The 17,876-nt window shown below is 42.8% G+C and carries 16 protein-coding genes; 14 read left to right on the top strand and 2 right to left on the bottom strand.

All coding sequences use genetic code 11. The annotated features are described in order from the left end of the window. Positions 1–7: 7 nt before the first annotated feature. Both argJ and argC read right to left on the bottom strand, forming a co-directional pair. Positions 8–1,240, bottom strand: coding sequence for a bifunctional ornithine acetyltransferase/N-acetylglutamate synthase (gene argJ / locus QYG89_RS10270; protein ID WP_404316910.1), 1,233 nt, complete (start codon positions 1,238–1,240; stop codon positions 8–10). 24 nt (positions 1,241–1,264) lie between these two features. After that, positions 1,265–2,302: an N-acetyl-gamma-glutamyl-phosphate reductase gene (gene argC, locus QYG89_RS10265; protein ID WP_404316909.1), complete on the bottom strand. Its 1,038-nt coding sequence runs from the start codon at positions 2,300–2,302 to the stop codon at positions 1,265–1,267. Between the two features lie 238 nt (positions 2,303–2,540). Here argC and QYG89_RS10260 point away from each other — a divergent pair, with 238 nt between their 5' ends. From QYG89_RS10260 to QYG89_RS10195, 14 genes are all read left to right on the top strand, one after another. Next, positions 2,541–3,104 carry a thioredoxin family protein gene (locus tag QYG89_RS10260; protein ID WP_404316908.1) on the top strand — a complete coding sequence of 188 codons (564 nt, stop codon included), beginning with the start codon at positions 2,541–2,543 and terminating at the stop codon, positions 3,102–3,104. Positions 3,105–3,184: 80 nt separating this feature from the next. After that, entirely contained in the window at positions 3,185–3,982 is a 798-nt protein-coding gene (locus QYG89_RS10255) for an arylamine N-acetyltransferase (protein WP_404316907.1), read from the top strand. A gap of 110 nt (positions 3,983–4,092) precedes the next feature. Next, the gene (locus tag QYG89_RS10250) at positions 4,093–5,007 is read left to right on the top strand and encodes a diacylglycerol kinase (RefSeq protein ID WP_404316906.1); all 915 of its coding nucleotides are present in this window, start codon (positions 4,093–4,095) and stop codon (positions 5,005–5,007) included. Positions 5,008–5,181: 174 nt separating this feature from the next. After that, a complete protein-coding gene (locus QYG89_RS10245; RefSeq protein ID WP_404316905.1) occupies positions 5,182–5,619 on the top strand; it encodes a MarR family winged helix-turn-helix transcriptional regulator in 438 nt (145 codons plus the stop codon). Continuing rightward, positions 5,619–6,830 carry an MFS transporter gene (locus QYG89_RS10240; RefSeq protein WP_404316904.1) on the top strand — a complete coding sequence of 404 codons (1,212 nt, stop codon included), beginning with the start codon at positions 5,619–5,621 and terminating at the stop codon, positions 6,828–6,830. The genes QYG89_RS10245 and QYG89_RS10240 overlap by 1 nt, the downstream gene beginning before the upstream one ends. A gap of 172 nt (positions 6,831–7,002) precedes the next feature. Next, a complete protein-coding gene (locus tag QYG89_RS10235; RefSeq protein WP_404316903.1) occupies positions 7,003–8,214 on the top strand; it encodes an MFS transporter in 1,212 nt (403 codons plus the stop codon). A 131-nt stretch (positions 8,215–8,345) separates the two neighbouring features. Further along, on the top strand, positions 8,346–10,088 hold the full coding sequence (locus QYG89_RS10230; protein ID WP_404316902.1) for an ABC transporter ATP-binding protein: 1,743 nt from the start codon (positions 8,346–8,348) through the stop codon (positions 10,086–10,088). Continuing rightward, on the top strand, positions 10,069–11,841 hold the full coding sequence (locus QYG89_RS10225; protein WP_404316901.1) for an ABC transporter ATP-binding protein: 1,773 nt from the start codon (positions 10,069–10,071) through the stop codon (positions 11,839–11,841). Before QYG89_RS10230 ends, QYG89_RS10225 begins: the two co-directional genes overlap by 20 nt. A gap of 222 nt (positions 11,842–12,063) precedes the next feature. After that, positions 12,064–13,446, top strand: a complete 1,383-nt coding sequence (rlmD, locus tag QYG89_RS10220; RefSeq protein WP_404316900.1) for a 23S rRNA (uracil(1939)-C(5))-methyltransferase RlmD — start codon at positions 12,064–12,066, stop codon at positions 13,444–13,446. A 93-nt stretch (positions 13,447–13,539) separates the two neighbouring features. After that, positions 13,540–14,037, top strand: a complete 498-nt coding sequence (locus QYG89_RS10215) for a YehS family protein (RefSeq protein WP_404316899.1) — start codon at positions 13,540–13,542, stop codon at positions 14,035–14,037. Between the two features lie 28 nt (positions 14,038–14,065). Continuing rightward, positions 14,066–14,773 carry a M48 family metallopeptidase gene (locus QYG89_RS10210; RefSeq protein ID WP_404316898.1) on the top strand — a complete coding sequence of 236 codons (708 nt, stop codon included), beginning with the start codon at positions 14,066–14,068 and terminating at the stop codon, positions 14,771–14,773. A 402-nt stretch (positions 14,774–15,175) separates the two neighbouring features. Beyond that, positions 15,176–16,159 (top strand): tRNA dihydrouridine synthase, encoded by a 984-nt coding sequence (locus QYG89_RS10205; RefSeq protein WP_404316972.1) that lies wholly within the window; start codon positions 15,176–15,178, stop codon positions 16,157–16,159. A gap of 444 nt (positions 16,160–16,603) precedes the next feature. Continuing rightward, positions 16,604–17,092 carry a hypothetical protein gene (locus QYG89_RS10200; protein ID WP_404316897.1) on the top strand — a complete coding sequence of 163 codons (489 nt, stop codon included), beginning with the start codon at positions 16,604–16,606 and terminating at the stop codon, positions 17,090–17,092. A gap of 127 nt (positions 17,093–17,219) precedes the next feature. Beyond that, positions 17,220–17,822, top strand: coding sequence for a CBO0543 family protein (locus QYG89_RS10195; RefSeq protein ID WP_404316896.1), 603 nt, complete (start codon positions 17,220–17,222; stop codon positions 17,820–17,822). Positions 17,823–17,876 lie beyond the last annotated feature (54 nt).

Here is a 17,876-nt window from a genome sequence, read left to right as displayed (position 1 = left end):
TTGCATTTTATGATCTATAGCTTGCATTAATTTTGATATAGTCGTACGACAGGTCGCAGCCCCAAGCTAAGCCGTGGCCTTCACCTAAATGAAGATTCACTTTAATTTTAATTTCTTCTTCTTGCAAATAAGCCTTCACTGCTTCTTCTGAATAGTCGGCTACTTCACTTTGAGAAAGGATCAAATGATCTCCGATAGCAATATCAATCGTTTCCGGATTTACTTGAATATCACTGTAACCGATCGCGCTAATAATTCGTCCCCAGTTTGCATCGGCGCCGTAGACAGCTGTTTTGACGAGATTGGAGCCGACGACTTCTTTCGCCGCTCTTTTCGCTTCTTCGTCGGAAGCGGCACCAAATACTTCAACTTCAACGAGTTTTGTCGCTCCTTCACCGTCACGTGCAATCTTTTTCGCCAGCTGTTCACTTACTTCGTGCAGCATAGAGAGAAAAGTCGGCCACTCTGGATGTTCAGGAGAGAGAGGAGAGTTGCCTGCCAAACCGTTCGCCATCACAACGACGGTATCATTTGTTGATGTATCGCCGTCTACTGTGATTTGATTAAATGTTTTATCTGTCATTTCACTCAACGCTGTTTGCAGGTGCTGGGAAGAGATGGCTGCGTCGGTTGTGACGTAAGCAAGCATCGTTGCCATATTTGGATTAATCATTCCCGAACCTTTTGCAGCACCGCCCATTGTGACTGTTTTGCCGTCAATCGTTGCTTCTACTGCCCATTTTTTCGTAGCGAGATCCGTCGTTAAAATAGCGGATTCAAATTGCTCGGCAGCAGCTGCTTCTGGCACCGGATGCAATTTAGCAATGCCTGCTTTGATTTTATCCATTTTTAAATATTCACCGATTACACCGGTGGATGAAACGGCAACTAAATGTTCCGCAATATTTAAATGTTCAGCGAGCCATTGACGAGTTTGATAAGCGTCAGCGAGCCCGCGTTTGCCAGTACAGGCGTTGGCACATGCGCTGTTGACTAAAATAGCTTGCAGTTTGTTTTCGACTGCTAAGCTGTCCTTCGTAACCTTGATTGGTGCTGCTTGGAAGTGGCTCGTCGTGTATACAGCGGCACTTTCAGCAGGGACTTCACTAAAAATAACACCTAAATCATTTTTAGAATGGCGAAGCCCGGCGTGTACCCCGGAAGCGGAAAATCCTTTTGGTGACACGATAGAGCCTTGCTGCAGAACTTTTATATGAGTTGTTTCTTTTATGGCATGCATAATTGTTTCCTCCTGTTTGTTTGATTATGGATAGATTGGGAATCCGCGCAAGCCGGCTGTTTCTTCAAAGCCAAACATGAGATTGGCGTTTTGGACTGCCTGACCAGCCGCTCCCTTCATTAAGTTATCGATAACAGATACGATCGTTACTCTATTTGTGCGTTCATCAACGGCTACCCCGATATCGCAGAAGTTAGAGCCTGCTACTTCTTTTACTCCTGGAAACTGGCCGAGTGGACGAACTCTGACAAAAAAGTCATCTTTGTATGTTTCTGTATATAATTCGTGTAATTCTGCCGTTGTCATCGGTTTTTTCATCTGGGCATACATCGTTGTCATGATGCCGCGGGTAATAGGCAGAAGGTGTGTAGAAAAGGTAATCGGACTGATGCTGTTATCCCAAAGCTTTAATTGCTGCTCAATTTCTGGGATATGCTGATGCTGATTGACTTTATAAATTTTAAAGTTATCATTCATTTCTGCAAAATGAACGGTAGGAGAAAGCCCTCGGCCGGCCCCCGATACGCCTGATTTTGCATCGATGATTAAGCCCGTTCCATCAATCACTTCTGCTTGAATAGCGGGAGCGAGACCGAGTAAAGCCGCGGTTGGATAGCAGCCTGGATTAGACAGCAGGGAAGCATCTCTAATTTCTTCACGATTCCATTCAGTCAGCCCGTATACAGCTTGCTCCAGTACGTGTAGCTCTGCTGGTTCTTTTTTATACCACTGTTCATAATGCTCAGGATTCTTCAAACGCAAATCGCCTGATAAATCAACGACCTTCGTATTGTTTGCCAGCAGTTCGGGAGACAAGGCGGCCGAGGCTCCTGAAGGAACGGCTAGAAATACGGCATCACATTCGTTTGTAATTTTTTCGGCATCTATTTTCATTAAAGGTAAAGGACAAATATCCTGTAAGTGTGGATAATCATCCGTTGCTGGCACTTGATCTTTACTTGATGAATATACAGAATGAAGGGTGAAATCTGGATGATTGGATAAAAGACGTATAAGTTCGATCCCGCCGTATCCAGTAGCCCCTATAACAGCTGCTTTCATGGTAGCCCCCTATGTATTTTTATTAATAATTTTACATAAATATTAATTATTTTTTATAATTATAAATTGATTGGGAAATTAAATCAACTATATTTTAGAAAAAGTCATAATATTGTGAGATAGTTGTGAAAGAAACTTTTTATAGAATACGGAAAGATAAGAGGATTTATGGGAAGAATGTCGAATAATAATGGAAGAAGTATAAGGATTCTTTAATGAATAGATGGAGGAAAAAGCCATGAATTTGATGGACTGGTTTGAAAAAGGCATCCCATCGGATGAATATATTGAAAATATGAAAGAAAATAAAGAACAAGTTAAGCAGATTCAATCTTCTTTTCAAATACAAAAAGATGAAGCTTCCTTTTTAACAGGATTACAGGAGGAACAGTTGAAGGTCATTGTATTAACAGAAGACTGGTGCGGCGATGCCATGGTGAATGTACCGATCCTGTTGGAAATAGCCCGTCATGCTGGCATGGAAGTCCGTTTTTTGCATAGAGATGAAAATCTAGAGCTGATGGATCAATATTTAACGAACGGAACGTCCCGTGCCATCCCGATTTTTATTTTTATTGATGAACAGGGAGAAGAGAAAGCTGTCTGGGGTCCGCGTGCTCAAGAGCTGCAGGAGCTTGTAAACAATAAGCGATCCAGCCTGCCGCCTCTTGATCATGAAGAATTTGCCGAGAAGCAAAAAAAGATGTACGAGGAGCTGAGAGAAGCCTACCTGACTGAAAGAGGGCTCTGGCAGGAAGTGTACCGCAGCATAAAAACATCATTAGCTGAACGGCTGTTTTAACGAGGGACAGGCTTCCGATCTATATTCTGAAGCCTGTTTTTTTCAACGTTTAGGATAAGAAGGAAGGAGAATGCGGGAAAATGGACGCCGTATCAGCCTATTTACAGCGGTTAAAAATGGAAAAGGAACAACCAAGCCTCAATTACTTGCAGCGGCTGATACAGCATCATTTGTCGCTCATCCCTTATGAAACGTTCAGCAAATTTCATTATTTCAATCAACAAGGATGTGAGGTTCCTGATTTCAATCAGTTTGCTGCTAATCTTGAAACCAGGGGCTGGGGAGGCACTTGTTATTCATTAAACATTAATTTCGCAAGGCTTCTGGAACGGCTTGGATTTTCCTGTTCGTTCGTGCGGGTGCTGCCGGGACATACGGCGATTATGGTTCGTGTAGACGGAAGAAAGTTTTATGTAGATGTTGGCTATGGATCGCCGATTACTCGGCCGATTGAACTGAACAGCCGTCCGAAACATGTACTTCACGGCTTTGGGGAAGAAATCATTTTTACTGGACGCAGCGAGAAGAAGTTTCAGCTCGAGCGGAAGTCTCATGGGAAAACATTTGTCACGAAGCAAATTGTTTGGGAGCCGCTCACAGAAGAGGAACTGCAAGAAGATATTGAGGAGTCTTACAAAGATTGCAGCAGCAATATTACGATGCGGCGGATTACAGCTGTCCGCTTTCAAGGCAACAATTGTTATTTCCTTCGGGACAATACTCTTAAAGTGATGAACTACCGTGATATTCGGGAATATCATTTTCGAGAGCCGGACCACTGGATGCAGACGGTAGCAGAAGCGTTTCAGGTCGATGAAAGAGGGATAGAGGAATCTCTCCGCTTTTTGGCTGAACGGGGCATTCATTTGTTTGATTAGCATGCCGGGGATGGAAAATAGCTTTTTCATGAAAAAAGTAGTAAGATAGGAGTCGGAAATGCGAACGATAAAATGAAACACGATTATCAATGAGACTGGGATGGATAGACATGAAAAGAGCACGAATTATTTATAATCCTACTTCAGGACGTGAATTGTTCAAGAAGCATTTGCCGGAGGTTTTGCAAAGACTTGAAGAAGCTGGTTATGAAACATCTGCTCATGCTACAACCGGCGCGGGAGATGCGACGCGTGCTGCTGAAATAGCTGTGGAACGCCGTTTTGACGTAGTTATTGCTGCAGGCGGCGATGGAACGCTGAATGAGGTCGTGAATGGCTTAGCTGGTAAGGACTACCGTCCAAAATTCGGTGTGATTCCGATGGGAACAACGAATGATTTTGCCCGGGCGCTAAAAATCCCCCGTGAAATTGACGGAGCAGTAGATGTGATTATAGCAGGGGAAACGATTCCCGTGGATATCGGAAGAATGAACGATAAATATTTTATTAATATTGCAGGCGGCGGCCGTCTAACGGAGCTGACGTACGAGGTGCCGAGCAAGCTGAAAACGATGATCGGCCAGCTGGCGTACTATTTAAAAGGGATCGAGATGCTGCCTTCCATTAAAGCGTCTCACGTAACGATTGAGTATGATGGCAAGTTATTTGAAGGCGAGGTCATGTTGTTTTTGATCGGACTGACCAACTCTGTGGGCGGTTTTGAGAAGCTGGCGCCGGATTCCTCCGTCAACGATGGGTTATTTACTTTATTAATTTTGAAAAAGATCAACCTTGCTGAGTTTATCCGAATTGCTACTTTAGCGTTAAGAGGAGAGCATCTTCAGGACCCTCACGTCATCTATACGAAAGCGAACCGCGTGAAAGTCAGCGCCCCTGAAAAAGTCCTCCTCAACCTTGATGGAGAGCCGGGCGGATCATTGCCTGCCGACTTTGAAAACTTGTACCGCCATCTTGAAGTGTTTGTACCGATAGAGCAGCTGCGGCCGCAAGATCGAATTTATTAACAATCACAATAAACGAACAGGCTGCTGACAAATGTGTGGAATGAGCCTGCGGTGTTGATCATACAGCCTGACTGCCAGATGAAATCTGGCAGTTTTTTTATTTATTTTTTTAAAAACTATGTTACAATAAGAAAGTTGTAAATATAGTTACCTAGGTAATTAAAGGAGAAGCGTATGGAGTTGCATCTTTTATTTCATTCTGTGCATCAGCTGTCAAGGCAAATTATGAAACATAATAACAATGTCTTGCAAAAATACGGTCTTTACAGTGCTCAATGGGCGGTCTTGTATGTGTTAAAACAAAAGGGCCGGCTGACGCAAAAAGAGCTTAGTGAATATTTAGCTGTAGAAGCGCCGCCGATGACACGGACGATTCAGCGTCTTGTCAAGCAAGGATATGTGAAACAAGTGCCGGGCGAAGATAAGCGGGTAAAGTTCATCGAGCTGACCGAACAAGCAGAGAAGGAATACCCGGTGTGGGAACGAGAAGTGTTAAAAATGAATGAAAAAACAATTGCAGGTTTCCGAAAAGAAGATCAGCAGCAATTGCAGCGGCTTGTGGAGAACTGGCTTTCTGCATTAGACAGTCATCAAGGAAAGGAAGAAGATTGATGAATAAGGAACCATTATGGACGAAGAATTTTATTAGCGTGTCAGCGAGCAACTTTTTTCTGTTTGTTACTTTTTATTTCTTATTAGTGACGATGCCGATATACGCGCTGCGGGAATTGGGGGGGGATGCGGCGGATGCTGGTTTGCTGACGACGTTCTTTTTAGTTTCAGCGATTATCATTCGTCCGTTTGCCGGACAGTGGATTGAAAAGGTGGGGAAAAAGAAAATATTGATTGCTTCGCAAATCATCTTCTTAGCCGCATCTACTTTATACTTTTTCCCTCATACGCTTGAAACGATGCTGACGTTACGATTTTTCCATGGGATTGGCTTCGGAATGGCAACGACGGCGACGGGTGCCATGGTTGCTGAGATTATTCCTGATTCCCGCCGCGGGGAAGGAATGGGCTATTACGTCATGTCAACAAACCTTGCGATGGTCATCGGCCCTTTTTTAGGGTTAACGGTGATGAAAGAATGGGGGAGTTTTGTAATGTTCCTCATTTGTATCGTGATTTCAGCTTTAGCTCTTACTGCAGGATTAATGACGAATATTGTTGAACGCAAGCATACAGTCCGAGCGATTTCTATTTTCCAGTTAAAATTCAATCCAAGAGACTTGTTTGAATTCTCCGTCTTGCCGATTGCCGTGACTGGCGGATTCTTCTCTATTATTTATGCTTCATTATTATCGTTCGTTTCTGTTTATGCGGAGGAGCTTCATCTTGGTGCAATTGCTAGTTATTTCTTTGTCGTTTACGCCGTTGTGCTGCTATTGTCCCGTCCGTTTACTGGTAAATGGTTTGATCAGAAAGGAGCACATGTCATTGTATATCCAGCGATTATTCTCTTTTCTGCCGGTATGTTCGTTCTCAGCCAAACAGAAACAGCCCTTGTTTTCCTTGTGGCGGCTGGAATGATCGGACTCGGCTGGGGAACATTATTCCCTAGCTTTCAAACGATAGCCATTCAAGAAGCACCGCCTGAGAAAAAAGCAGTAGCGACCGCAACATTTCTATCCATTTATGATTTAGGAATTGGGGTTGGCTCATTTATTATTGGCTGGGCCATTACGGGTATGAGCTTTAGCAGCCTTTATATGTACTGTGCTTTTTACATTTTGGGTGGTCTGTTCGTCTACTTTCTGTTGTATGGCCGTCAAGATAAAAAGGCGCGCGAAATGGAGAAGGCAGAACATCAAATCGTTTGATAAACCTCGTCTAGAGAAGCACTAGCAGACTTTGCTGGTGCTTTTCTAGATTGTTGGTTTTGTTCAACTTTCCTGTTGATTTCCGTTAGAGGTACTCGCTTTCTGCTCCAATCAACAAAGAAACAACATCAACAACTAGATCGTTAAGAAGGAAAGAAAGGAAGAAAAGTGAATGAACAAGGAAACTTTATGGACGAAAAACTTTATTAGTGTGTCAGCGAGCAATTTCTTTTTGTTCGTTGTTTTTTACTTTTTATTAGTGACGATGCCCGTATATGCTTTGCAGAGACTAGGGGGAAACGCAACAGAGGCAGGTTTGCTTACGACCTTCTTTTTAATTTCAGCAATTATTATTCGTCCGTTTGCCGGACAGTGGATTGAGCAATTCGGCCGGAAAACCATATTGATTAGTTCGCAAGTAATCTTTTTAGGGGCGTCTTTATTGTATTTTTTACCTGACACCTTTGGCATGATGCTAGTCATAAGATTTATTCACGGGATCGGATTCGGCATGGCGACAACGGCAGCCGGAGCCATGGTGGCAGAGATTATTCCCGGTTCCCGCCGGGGGGAAGGGATGGGGTATTTTGTCATGTCGACGAACCTTGCGATGGTCATCGGTCCTTTTTTAGGACTCACAGCCATGCGGCAATGGGGCAGTTCTGTGATGTTTATGATATGTATTGCCATTTCTGCCCTTGCTCTTATTTCTGGCTTGTTAGTCAATGCAGCGGAACATAAACATACAGCCCGCGCGCTTTCTATCTTCCAAGTGAAATTTAATCCAAAAGATCTGTTTGAGTTTTCAGCGCTGCCGATCGCGGTGGTCGGAGCATTTTTCTCCGTTGCGTATGCATCTATCTTGTCGTTCGTTTCCGTTTATGCGGAAGAGATTCATGTAGGGGAAGCAGCCAGCTATTTCTTTATCGTCTATGCCATTGTGTTACTGTTGTCTCGTCCGTTTACTGGCAAATGGTTTGACCGGTACGGGGCAAATGTCATCATTTATCCAGCCATTTTCCTTTTTGCGGCTGGTCTGCTTTTGCTTAGCCAAACAGGAACGGCTATCGTCTTCCTTATAGCAGCCGGAATCATTGGTCTTGGCTGGGGGACGTTATTCCCTAGCTTTCAAACGATAGCCATCCAGGAAGCGTCCCCTCAGAAAAAAGCGCTGGCGACAGCTACCTTTCTATCGGTATTTGATCTAGGAATCGGTCTTGGATCATTCATTATCGGCTGGGCCGTAACAGGTATGAGCTTTAGTATGCTTTATGTTTATTGTGCTGTTTACGTACTAGTAGGATTGTTCGTTTATTCCTTGCTGCACGGCCGCCAAGCGAAAAAGAAGCACCAAATGGAGAAAGGGGAGCATCAGGTTGTTTAGATACTCTCAGGATGATCGAAAATGTTTGTCGACAGACTGACATCAAATCATTTGATGGAGCCCTTCCAATAGAAGTATACTAGTAAAAATATAGTGATGGGGTTGTGCTGGCAGGAGAGGAGGGCGCCGCTGTGAGAACCGTGTTGTCTTATTTAAAGCCATATAGAAACTATATGGCTTTTGCTTGGTTATTAATGCTTGTGGAGCTGGCGGTTGAATTGACGCATCCGCTGTTTATGGCAAAAATCATTGATGAAGGAATTCTTGGGCATGACATGGGGGCTGTGTATAAGTGGGGTGCGATTATGCTTGGAACGTCTTTAATATCATTTGTTTCCGGTATTATTAATTCTTTCGCAGCAGCCCATGTCGGTCAGAACTTTGGATATGATTTGCGGGAACAGATGATGGAGAAAGTGCAATCCTTTTCTTTTGCGAGCTATAACCGTTTTGCTGCTTCCTCTTTAATTACGAGAATGACAAATGATGTGACGCAAGTGCAAAACACTGTTTTTATGAGTCTGCGTATTATGATGCGTGCGCCTTTAATGGTGTTATTTGGAACAGTGATGGCTTTGTTTATTCATGCGAAGCTGACGATTGTGCTCGTTGTCACGATCCCGATCATGCTGTTGTTTCTATTTTATATGATGAAGAAAGGTGCTTCTTTGTTTCGATCTGTGCAGAAGCGGCTTGATGGAGTGAATAGCGTGATACAGGAAAACTTGGCGGGCATTCGGATCATTAAAGCATTTCTTAGATGGAAGTATGAAGGCAGCCGTTTTCAGCAGGCGAATGAACAGCTCATGGCGAAAACGATCCGTGTACTTCGGATCATGGAAACGACGACACCTGTGTTGCAGCTAGTTATGAACAGCAGTCTGATCGTTATTTTATGGCTGGGCTTTACCGAATTTACAAGTGGAACGGCCACCGCAGGAGAAATTGTCGCGGTCATTAACTATGCGGCAAGAATTAGTGTTTCTTTATCGATGCTTACATTTATTCTAATTGTGTTTTCGAGAGGGAGAGCGTCCAGTCAGCGGATCGGTGAGCTGCTAGAAGAGTCGGAAGAACAGGCTGATCAGCGCTGGGAAGGGACCGCGCTTGGGCCAGCTGGCGGGAAGATTGAATTTGAAGGGGTGTCTTTTTCTTTCCCGGGCAGCCGGGTTCCTGTTCTCGATGATGTTACGTTTACGGTTCAGCCGGGAACAACGGCCGCTATTTTAGGGGCAACAGGGTCGGGGAAATCCACTCTCTTTTATCTGCTGCCGCGCTTGTATGAATTAGACAGGGGCAGAATTCAGATTGACGGCCAAGACATTCGCGGTATTCAGCCGGGGTCTTTACGTGAACACATTGGCTTTGTCCCGCAGGAAGCTCATTTGTTCACTGGAACGATCCGTGAAAATATCGCTTGGGGAAAAGAAGAGGCATCGATGGAAGAAATTATTGAAGCGGCCCGGCGCGCGCAAATCCATGAAACGATTGCTGAACTGCCAGGCAAATATGAAACAGTCATCGGGCAAAAAGGCGTCAATCTATCTGGAGGGCAAAAACAGCGGCTGTCTATTGCACGGGCGCTCATCCGCAAGCCGCTTATTTTGCTGCTGGATGACAGCACGAGTGCACTAGATGCGAAGACAGAAGCCAATCTTTTGTCAGCCCTTCAGGAAGAAAGCGGTACGACGGTGATTATTACGCAAAAAATCAGCACCGCTTTGCAGGCGGATCAAATTCTGCTGCTGGAAGATGGGCGAATTGTGGCAGCTGGCAGCCATGAGAAATTATCGGAAGAAAGTGAATTATATCGCAGAATGTTAGCTTCCCAGTATGGAAAAGGGGGGATGCTGGATGTCAAGATCAGCCGTTAGGCTGGATCGGCAAAAGCCGCAGGTGAAAGAGTGGCTGCCAACGCTGAAAAGGCTGGCTAGTTATCTTGGAAGAAGAAAGGGTCTTCTCTTTCTCGTCGTTTTGATGGTAGCGGCGAGTGCCGCATTAGGACTGCTTGGCCCTTACCTTGTTGGCATGGCCATTGATGATTTCATTATTACAAAAGATAAACATGGCCTAGTTTTACTTCTTGTTTGGCTCGGTGTTGTATACATATTTTACTCACTGACTGTTTTTCTTCAAAACTATTGGATGGCCGGGGTAGCTCAAAAAACGGTGTATGAGATGAGGATAGAATTGTTCGCTCACCTTCACCAGCTGCCGCTGTCTTTTTTTGATAAGCGCCGTCATGGAGAACTCATGAGCCGGGTGACGAATGATATTGAGAACATTAGCAGCACGTTGAACAGTTCAGTTATTCAAGTTGCTTCCAGTGTATTGACACTGACAGGAGCGATCGCGGTAATGCTTTATTTAAGTCCAATACTAACCGCTGTTGCTTTGATTATCGTACCGCTTTTGTATATTGGAATGAATTGGATCACGAGCCGGACACGCCGTTTGTTCAAAGAACAGCAGTGTCATTTAGGCGAGTTGAATGGATTTATCGAGGAAGCTGTATCCAGCAAGCATATCGTTAAAATGTTTTCCCGGGAAGAACAAATAGCGGCAGCATTCAACGAAAGAAACGCCAAGCTGAAAGAAGCAGGGTTTTGGGCACAGACGTATTCCGGATTCATTCCAAAGCTAATGCACATGCTTAATAATCTTAGCTTTGCGCTCATTGCCGGAGTGGGAGGACTGTTGGCGGTAAAGGGGCTGGTGACAGTCGGTGTGATCGTCGTGTTTGCGGAATATTCCCGGCAATTCACACGCCCCCTCAACGATTTGGCGAACCAGTTTAATACACTGCTATCAGCGGTTGCTGGAGCAGAGCGGGTGTTTGCGATTTTAGATACAGAAAAAGAAGAGCAGGAACAGGAACATGCTCTTCCATTCGATGAGGTGCGGGGAAATATTGAATTCTGCGGTGTCTCTTTTTCCTATGAAAAGGGAGAAAAGACGATTAATCATGTCAGTTTCAAAGCGAAGCAAGGGGACATTATCGCTCTTGTCGGTCCGACCGGCTCTGGGAAGTCGACGCTCGTCAATTTGCTCGCACGCTTTTACGAGCCAGACGGCGGTGCGATTTTAGTCGATGGACAGGACGTTTCGAAGATCTCACGGCAGGAACTGAGGAAGCATATGGGATTTGTCCTGCAGGAGTCATTTTTATTTTCAGGAACGATTAAAGAAAACATCCGCTACGGCCGCTTAGAGGCGACGGATGAAGAAGTGATAGCAGCGGCCCGATTAGCGAATGCCCATTTGTTTATTACGAAACTGCCGGACGGGTACGACACGAAGCTGCAGCATGAAGGAACGGGCATCAGTCAAGGGCAGAGACAGCTGATCGCCATTGCAAGAGCTATTTTGGCAGACCCGGTGATCTTAATCCTAGACGAAGCGACGAGCAGTATCGATACGATCACAGAAACGTACATTCAAGAAGCGCTCGACCGTCTCATGAAAGACCGTACGAGCGTTGTCATTGCTCACCGGCTTAACACGATCCAGAGGGCTGATCAAATACTCGTCCTTGAAAAAGGAGAAATCATCGAACGCGGCACCCACGAACAGCTCATGGAGAAGGATGGGCACTACGCCCAGCTGATCGCCGCGTCTCAGTCATAAAAAGCCTGAATCTTCACTGCCTGGACGCAGTGAAGATTCAGGCTTTTTTTCATGAATGGGAATGGTGATATCATGAGAGCAAGCGGGTTTATCATGAATGAATTTGTTTTATCATGAAAACAGACTGCTATATGATAAATCACCCCACTTTGCTGTTGGGGCTGGATATATGATAGAATAGCTTTCGATTCTTAAGAAAAAACATAAAAAGGGTGGGTAATCGTGGCAAAAATTCAAGCCCCTGTTGGAAAAAATCAAACATTAGAAGTACAATTCGAAGATTTAACGCATGACGGCAATGCCGTCGCGAAGGTAGACGGCTATCCGTTGTTTGTAGCCGGAGCGCTGCCGGGGGAAACCGGCCGCATTCAAGTAACGAAAGTGAATAAAGGCTACGGCTTTGGCCGTCTGATCGAACTATTTGAAAGAAGTCCGTACCGAGTGGACGTACCCGCTTCAGAAGCGTATAAATATGGAGGAACCCAGCTTCAGCACATCAGCTATGAAGGGCAGCTTCAATTTAAAGAAAAGCAAGTACGGGAAGTCATCACCCGAATTGGCAAACTAGAAGACGTAAAGATTCATCCTGTTTTAGGCATGGAAGAGCCGTGGTATTACCGAAACAAGGCGCAAGTGCCAGTAGGAGAGAAAAATGGTAAGCTCATTGCAGGGTTCTTTAAACCACGCAGTCATGAAATCGTTGATACGAACGAAAGCATTATCCAGCTTCCGCAAGTGAACGAAGCGATACAGGCAGTGAAAGAAATTTGCAGCGAACTCGGGATAAAGGCATATGACGAGGCCACACACAAAGGCACTCTCCGCCACATTACCGCGCGCTATGGAAAAACAACAGGGGAACTCATGGTCATTCTTATTACAAGAACAGCCAATCTTCCTCATAAAGATAAAATCATTGAACAAATCATTTCCCGGCTGCCGGATGTGAAATCCATCGTTCATAACATCAACACGAAGCGCACGAACGTCATTATGGGCGAAACAACAAAAGTGCTTTGGGGAAATGAAGTCATTTATGACTATATAGGAGATATTCAATTCGCCATTTCAGCCAGATCTTTTTATCAAGTCAATCCAGATCAAACGAAAGTGCTATATGACAAAGCGCTGGAATACGCTGACTTGAGCGGCGAAGAAACCGTCATCGACGCCTACTGCGGCATCGGCACCATCTCCCTTTTCTTAGCGCAAAAAGCGAAAAAAGTATACGGCGTCGAAATTGTCCCAGAAGCCATCGAAGATGCCCGCCGCAACGCCGAACTAAACGGCATCACAAACGCCGAATTCGCCGCTGGAAAAGCAGAAGAAGTCATCCCAGAATGGTACAAAGCAGGCATCACTGCAGACGTCCTCGTCGTTGACCCGCCCCGCAAAGGCTGCGACGAAGCACTATTGCAGACGATTATCAACATGAAACCGAAAAAAGTCGTCTACGTCTCCTGCAACCCCGCTACACTGGCACGGGACCTGCGCATATTGGAAGATGGGGGATACAAGACCATGGAAGTACAGCCGGTGGATATGTTTCCGCAGACGACCCATGTTGAAACTGTAGCTAAAATAATGTTAAAAGAAGGTAACTAACCATTCTAGAGCGACCGTTGAAGCAGGGTTAGATGAATCAAATGTTCGCGGAACAGAGGATGAACACAAATTTTTTAATATAGGAGATCTATTGTGGATAATAACGATATATTAATTCGATTGAGATATGCAATGGAAATAAAAAATAAAGAAATGGCAGAGATATTTAAACTTGGCGGTGTGGATGTAACAGTGCCAGAAGTAATAAAGATTCTCACGAAATCAGACGAAGATGATGTGGAAAGTGATGATCAAATAAAATGTGATAACAGCATGTTTGATTCGTTTTTAAATGGTTTTATTATTTTTAAAAGAGGGAAACAAGAGCGCAAACCAGGACAGCCTGATACACAAGAGACCTCTATAAAGAAAAGTGAAAACGTTAATAATCTCCTGTTAAAGAAAGTAAAAATAGCGTTATCATTAACTACTGAGGATATGCTGGAGATATTCGAAGAAGCGGGAATCATGGTTACAAAAGGGGAGCTTGGCGCTTTATTAAGAAAAGAAGGGCATAAGAATTATAAAGAATGTGGAGATAAATATGCCAGGAATTTCTTAAAAGGGCTGGCTGTTAAATATAGGGGATAATGCTCTAAAGAATGCTGCAGGTGATGACATGATACATACCTACTTAGGTGAGACCATCCGTTTTGAGATCAAGTATAAAAACCGTACCTCTATAGGTATTACAGTAGATAGCTATGGAAATGTTGAAGTTCAAGCTCCGAAAGGGACACCTGATGATAGAGTACTTCTGTTATTAGAGGCAAATTGGGATCTTATTCAGCAAAAATTAAAAGAGATGAAGGATAGACTGATTGGGCCACAGAAAAGGGTCTATGAGGATGGCGGGAATATTCTTTATTTAGGAAACACCTATCCCATACAGATCTTTCAAGATATAAATATAACGCAAGAACATGTAGTGTTTAAAGATGAAAAGCTACATGTATATGTAAAGCAGCATGACACTGAAAAAATAAAACAAACTTTAAAAAGATTTTATTACCAGCAGTGTAAGGCTTTAGTGGAGAAGAGCATATCCTCCTGCCAAAGTAATTTTAAAACAAAACCACGTTCTATTCGTATCTCGGATAGCAAAACGACATGGGGGACTTGTGATTCAAAAATGCAGTTAACATTCAATTGGAGACTAGCAATGGCACCGCGGGAGGTAATCGATTATGTAGTCGTTCACGAAATGTGCCATATGGTTCATTTGAATCATGATCGATCCTTCTGGCGCCTTGTAGGAAAAATAATGCCTGACTACAAGGAAAAGGAAAATTGGTTGGCTTTATCCAGTTGGAAAATGACTGTATAGCAGCCCTATTACCAGACGACGCACGTGGAAGTCGTGACGAATGTGGAATTGAAAACGTCTAACTAAAAGTCCGACCTTGATCTCGTAAAAATACTTTTGCGAGATCAGGGTCTTTTTCCTGTTAACCCCTCGTCCATTCGGTGTTCTTCCAATTTCATTTTCAATTTTTTACCAAAAATTTAGTTTAACTTCAATAGTGGAATGCTAGTTGATAGGTTGGGTTTTAACAGGAGATATTTTGGTTGCATACAGGTTGGGAAGTTAAAATAAACATTTCCAATCAGTTTGATAAAAAGTGCTTAAGCATGGTATAAGTGTAAAAGAAGCAGGGACATGTTGCTTTTTAATTTTGGGATAAGGATTTGGCTTAGCATCCCATAATGAGAGGATTTGAATTTGAATATGACAGACAATTTTTGGCGTGAGTTACCACGACCTTTTTTTATACTGGCACCAATGGAAGATGTGACCGATGTTGTTTTTCGCCATGTAGTGAGTGAAGCAGCCAGACCTGATGTGTTTTTTACAGAGTTTACAAATACGGAGAGTTATTGTCACCCAGAGGGGAACCGTAGTGTGCGTGGGCGTTTGACTTTTACAGAGGATGAACAGCCGATTGTAGCCCATATATGGGGGGATAAGCCTGAATACTTTCGGCAAATGAGTATTGGTATGGCGAAACTAGGCTATCGGGGACTGGATATCAATATGGGCTGTCCTGTACCTAATGTGACACAGAATGGGAAGGGAAGCGGCCTTATCCTTCGTCCAGAAGTGGCAGCAGATTTAATACAAGCATCCAAAGCAGGAGGATTGCCTGTAAGTGTAAAGACAAGGCTTGGTTACACGGATGTAGACGAGTGGCGCGACTGGCTAACACACATATTGAAACAAGACATTGTGAATCTTTCCATTCATCTGCGTACAAGAAAGGAAATGAGCAAAGTAGATGCTCATTGGGAACTAATTCCCGAGATTAAGAAACTTCGTGACCAGGTGGCACCAGATACACTCTTGACGATCAATGGGGATATCCCTGACCGTCAAACTGGTCTAAAGCTCGCTCATCAATACGGGGTTGACGGGATTATGATTGGGCGTGGTATTTTCAATAATCCATTTGCCTTTGAAAAGCAGCCGAAAGATCATAGTAGTCAGGAATTGCTTGATCTCTTAAGGCTGCATCTGGATCTTCATGATAAATATTCAACATTAGAGCTACGTCCGTTCAAGGCTCTTCATCGCTTTTTTAAGATATATGTCCGTGGGTTTAGAGGGGCAAGTGAATTAAGAAATCAATTAATGAGCACAGAGTCGACAGATGAAGTGCGTTCATTGCTCGATCACTTTGGATCAAAGAATCTTGATGGTATGGAGGAACAATAGAAGGGTCCCCATTCAAGGTTAAAGAGAAGCACATGATGGCTTTTTTATTTTTTGTGAATCATAACCAAATCCCCATCTTATTCACAGGTGGGGATTATTTGGTGTTTGCGTATATTATGGTTTATTTCTTTCGTCATTTCGCTTATCTCTTTTTTCAATTATTTTGGAATTTAAGCTTTTTAGTTATTTATTTCCATTTTTGTGGAAATGATGGTTTTTACTGGTGTTGTGATGATAGGAGGCTGTTACAATGGCGCAAATTCAAATGCTTGGTGATGGATTTATTTTCGTTTTTTGACTGCATAAGCAGTTACATTGCTCTTGATGAATTGCGTAGGCCGATCCATAGTTGATCTAAATCATATGGGCTCGTTTTATTCATTACGCTATTTTTAGATAGCTATTATGTATTACTTATTATTAAAACTGTTAGGGAGTGAGGCATTGAAAAATCAAAGATTTTATCCTTTAGAAATTCTATTGTGGTGCATTGCTATGCCTGGTTTCGGCCAATTTTTAAATAGGAAATGGATCAAAGGAATTGTTTTCATTCTTCTGGAATTTCTAATTAACGTTAATTCAAAATTGAATTTATTTATCAAGTATAGCTTTCAAGGGAAAGCGGAAACGGCAATATATGCAGCCGACTTCGAATGGATGCTATTTTATCCTTGTGTGTATATTTTCTCCATGTTTGATGGTTATATCGACGCTTTGAAAATCTCAGGTCAGCAACGTCCTCCATTATTATCTATCCCATTTTTAACAGCAGCCTATTTATCAACTGTGAGTGTCATTTATTCAGATAAAGAGTGGTTGTATACATATATTCCGCCGGTTTTTATACCAATAATCGGTATTATTGCAGGCTTTATTCTTGGCGGGTTTGTTAGGAACATTCTTTTAGCAAGAGAGCTAAAAGAATTAGCTTAATAAGGGAAGCGTCCGGGCTTTGGAACAACGTTAAGGGATTAAATGTTTATATAATGGCTAGATGCTTGAAATAAAATAATAATTACAAAAGATAACAATATTATTTAAGTAGGGAAATGTGTATAAAATGTTAATGGATTATATAAATATTGGATTTAGCATTGAGTCTTTTATCCACATTATTGTGATTATCATTGGCTTTTTAGGCCTTATCTTTTTTTTAAGATTCGACAAGAAAAGATATGGTTTGTTATTTATTTTATCAGCTTTAGTCGGAAACATTTTGTGTTATATGTTTGTGAAATTTAACTTTTATTCATTTCCATATTTATTATTTCCTAGGGTTGAAAGTATGCCTGTAGCTGTTATTACATTTTCCTTTCCTATAGTGGTTCTGTTGTCAGTTCGTTATAGTCCAGAGGTGTGGGGATGGAAAATACCTTTCTATTGGACGATTATTCATATAGGAATGTTGTTAGAAACATGGGCATTAACAAATACTGAACTGATCAGATACAACTTTAAATGGGATTTTTGGGATTCCTATACATGGTGGTGGATATATTTTTTAGTTTTTGAATGGATTGGCGGTCTAATTGTTCCTAGAGATGTAAGAAATCCAATCAATATAAATCATTTGAAATTTGGCAGACTTGGTTGGGCCATTATTCATTTTGTCCTGATTGTAACCATTTTTCTTGGTGGTTATTATTTAGGCTCCTTGAAATAGACGGATTTCCAACCAACTATTTTATTATTGAGAATTTACTTTATAACATGTTAA

It is taken from the genome of Bacillus lumedeiriae (genome assembly GCF_044891285.1).
Taxonomy (GTDB): domain Bacteria; phylum Bacillota; class Bacilli; order Bacillales; family Domibacillaceae; genus Pseudobacillus; species Pseudobacillus lumedeiriae.
The sequence above is the reverse complement of the archived record's forward strand: the minus strand, read 5'-3'. Positions and strand labels throughout refer to the sequence as shown.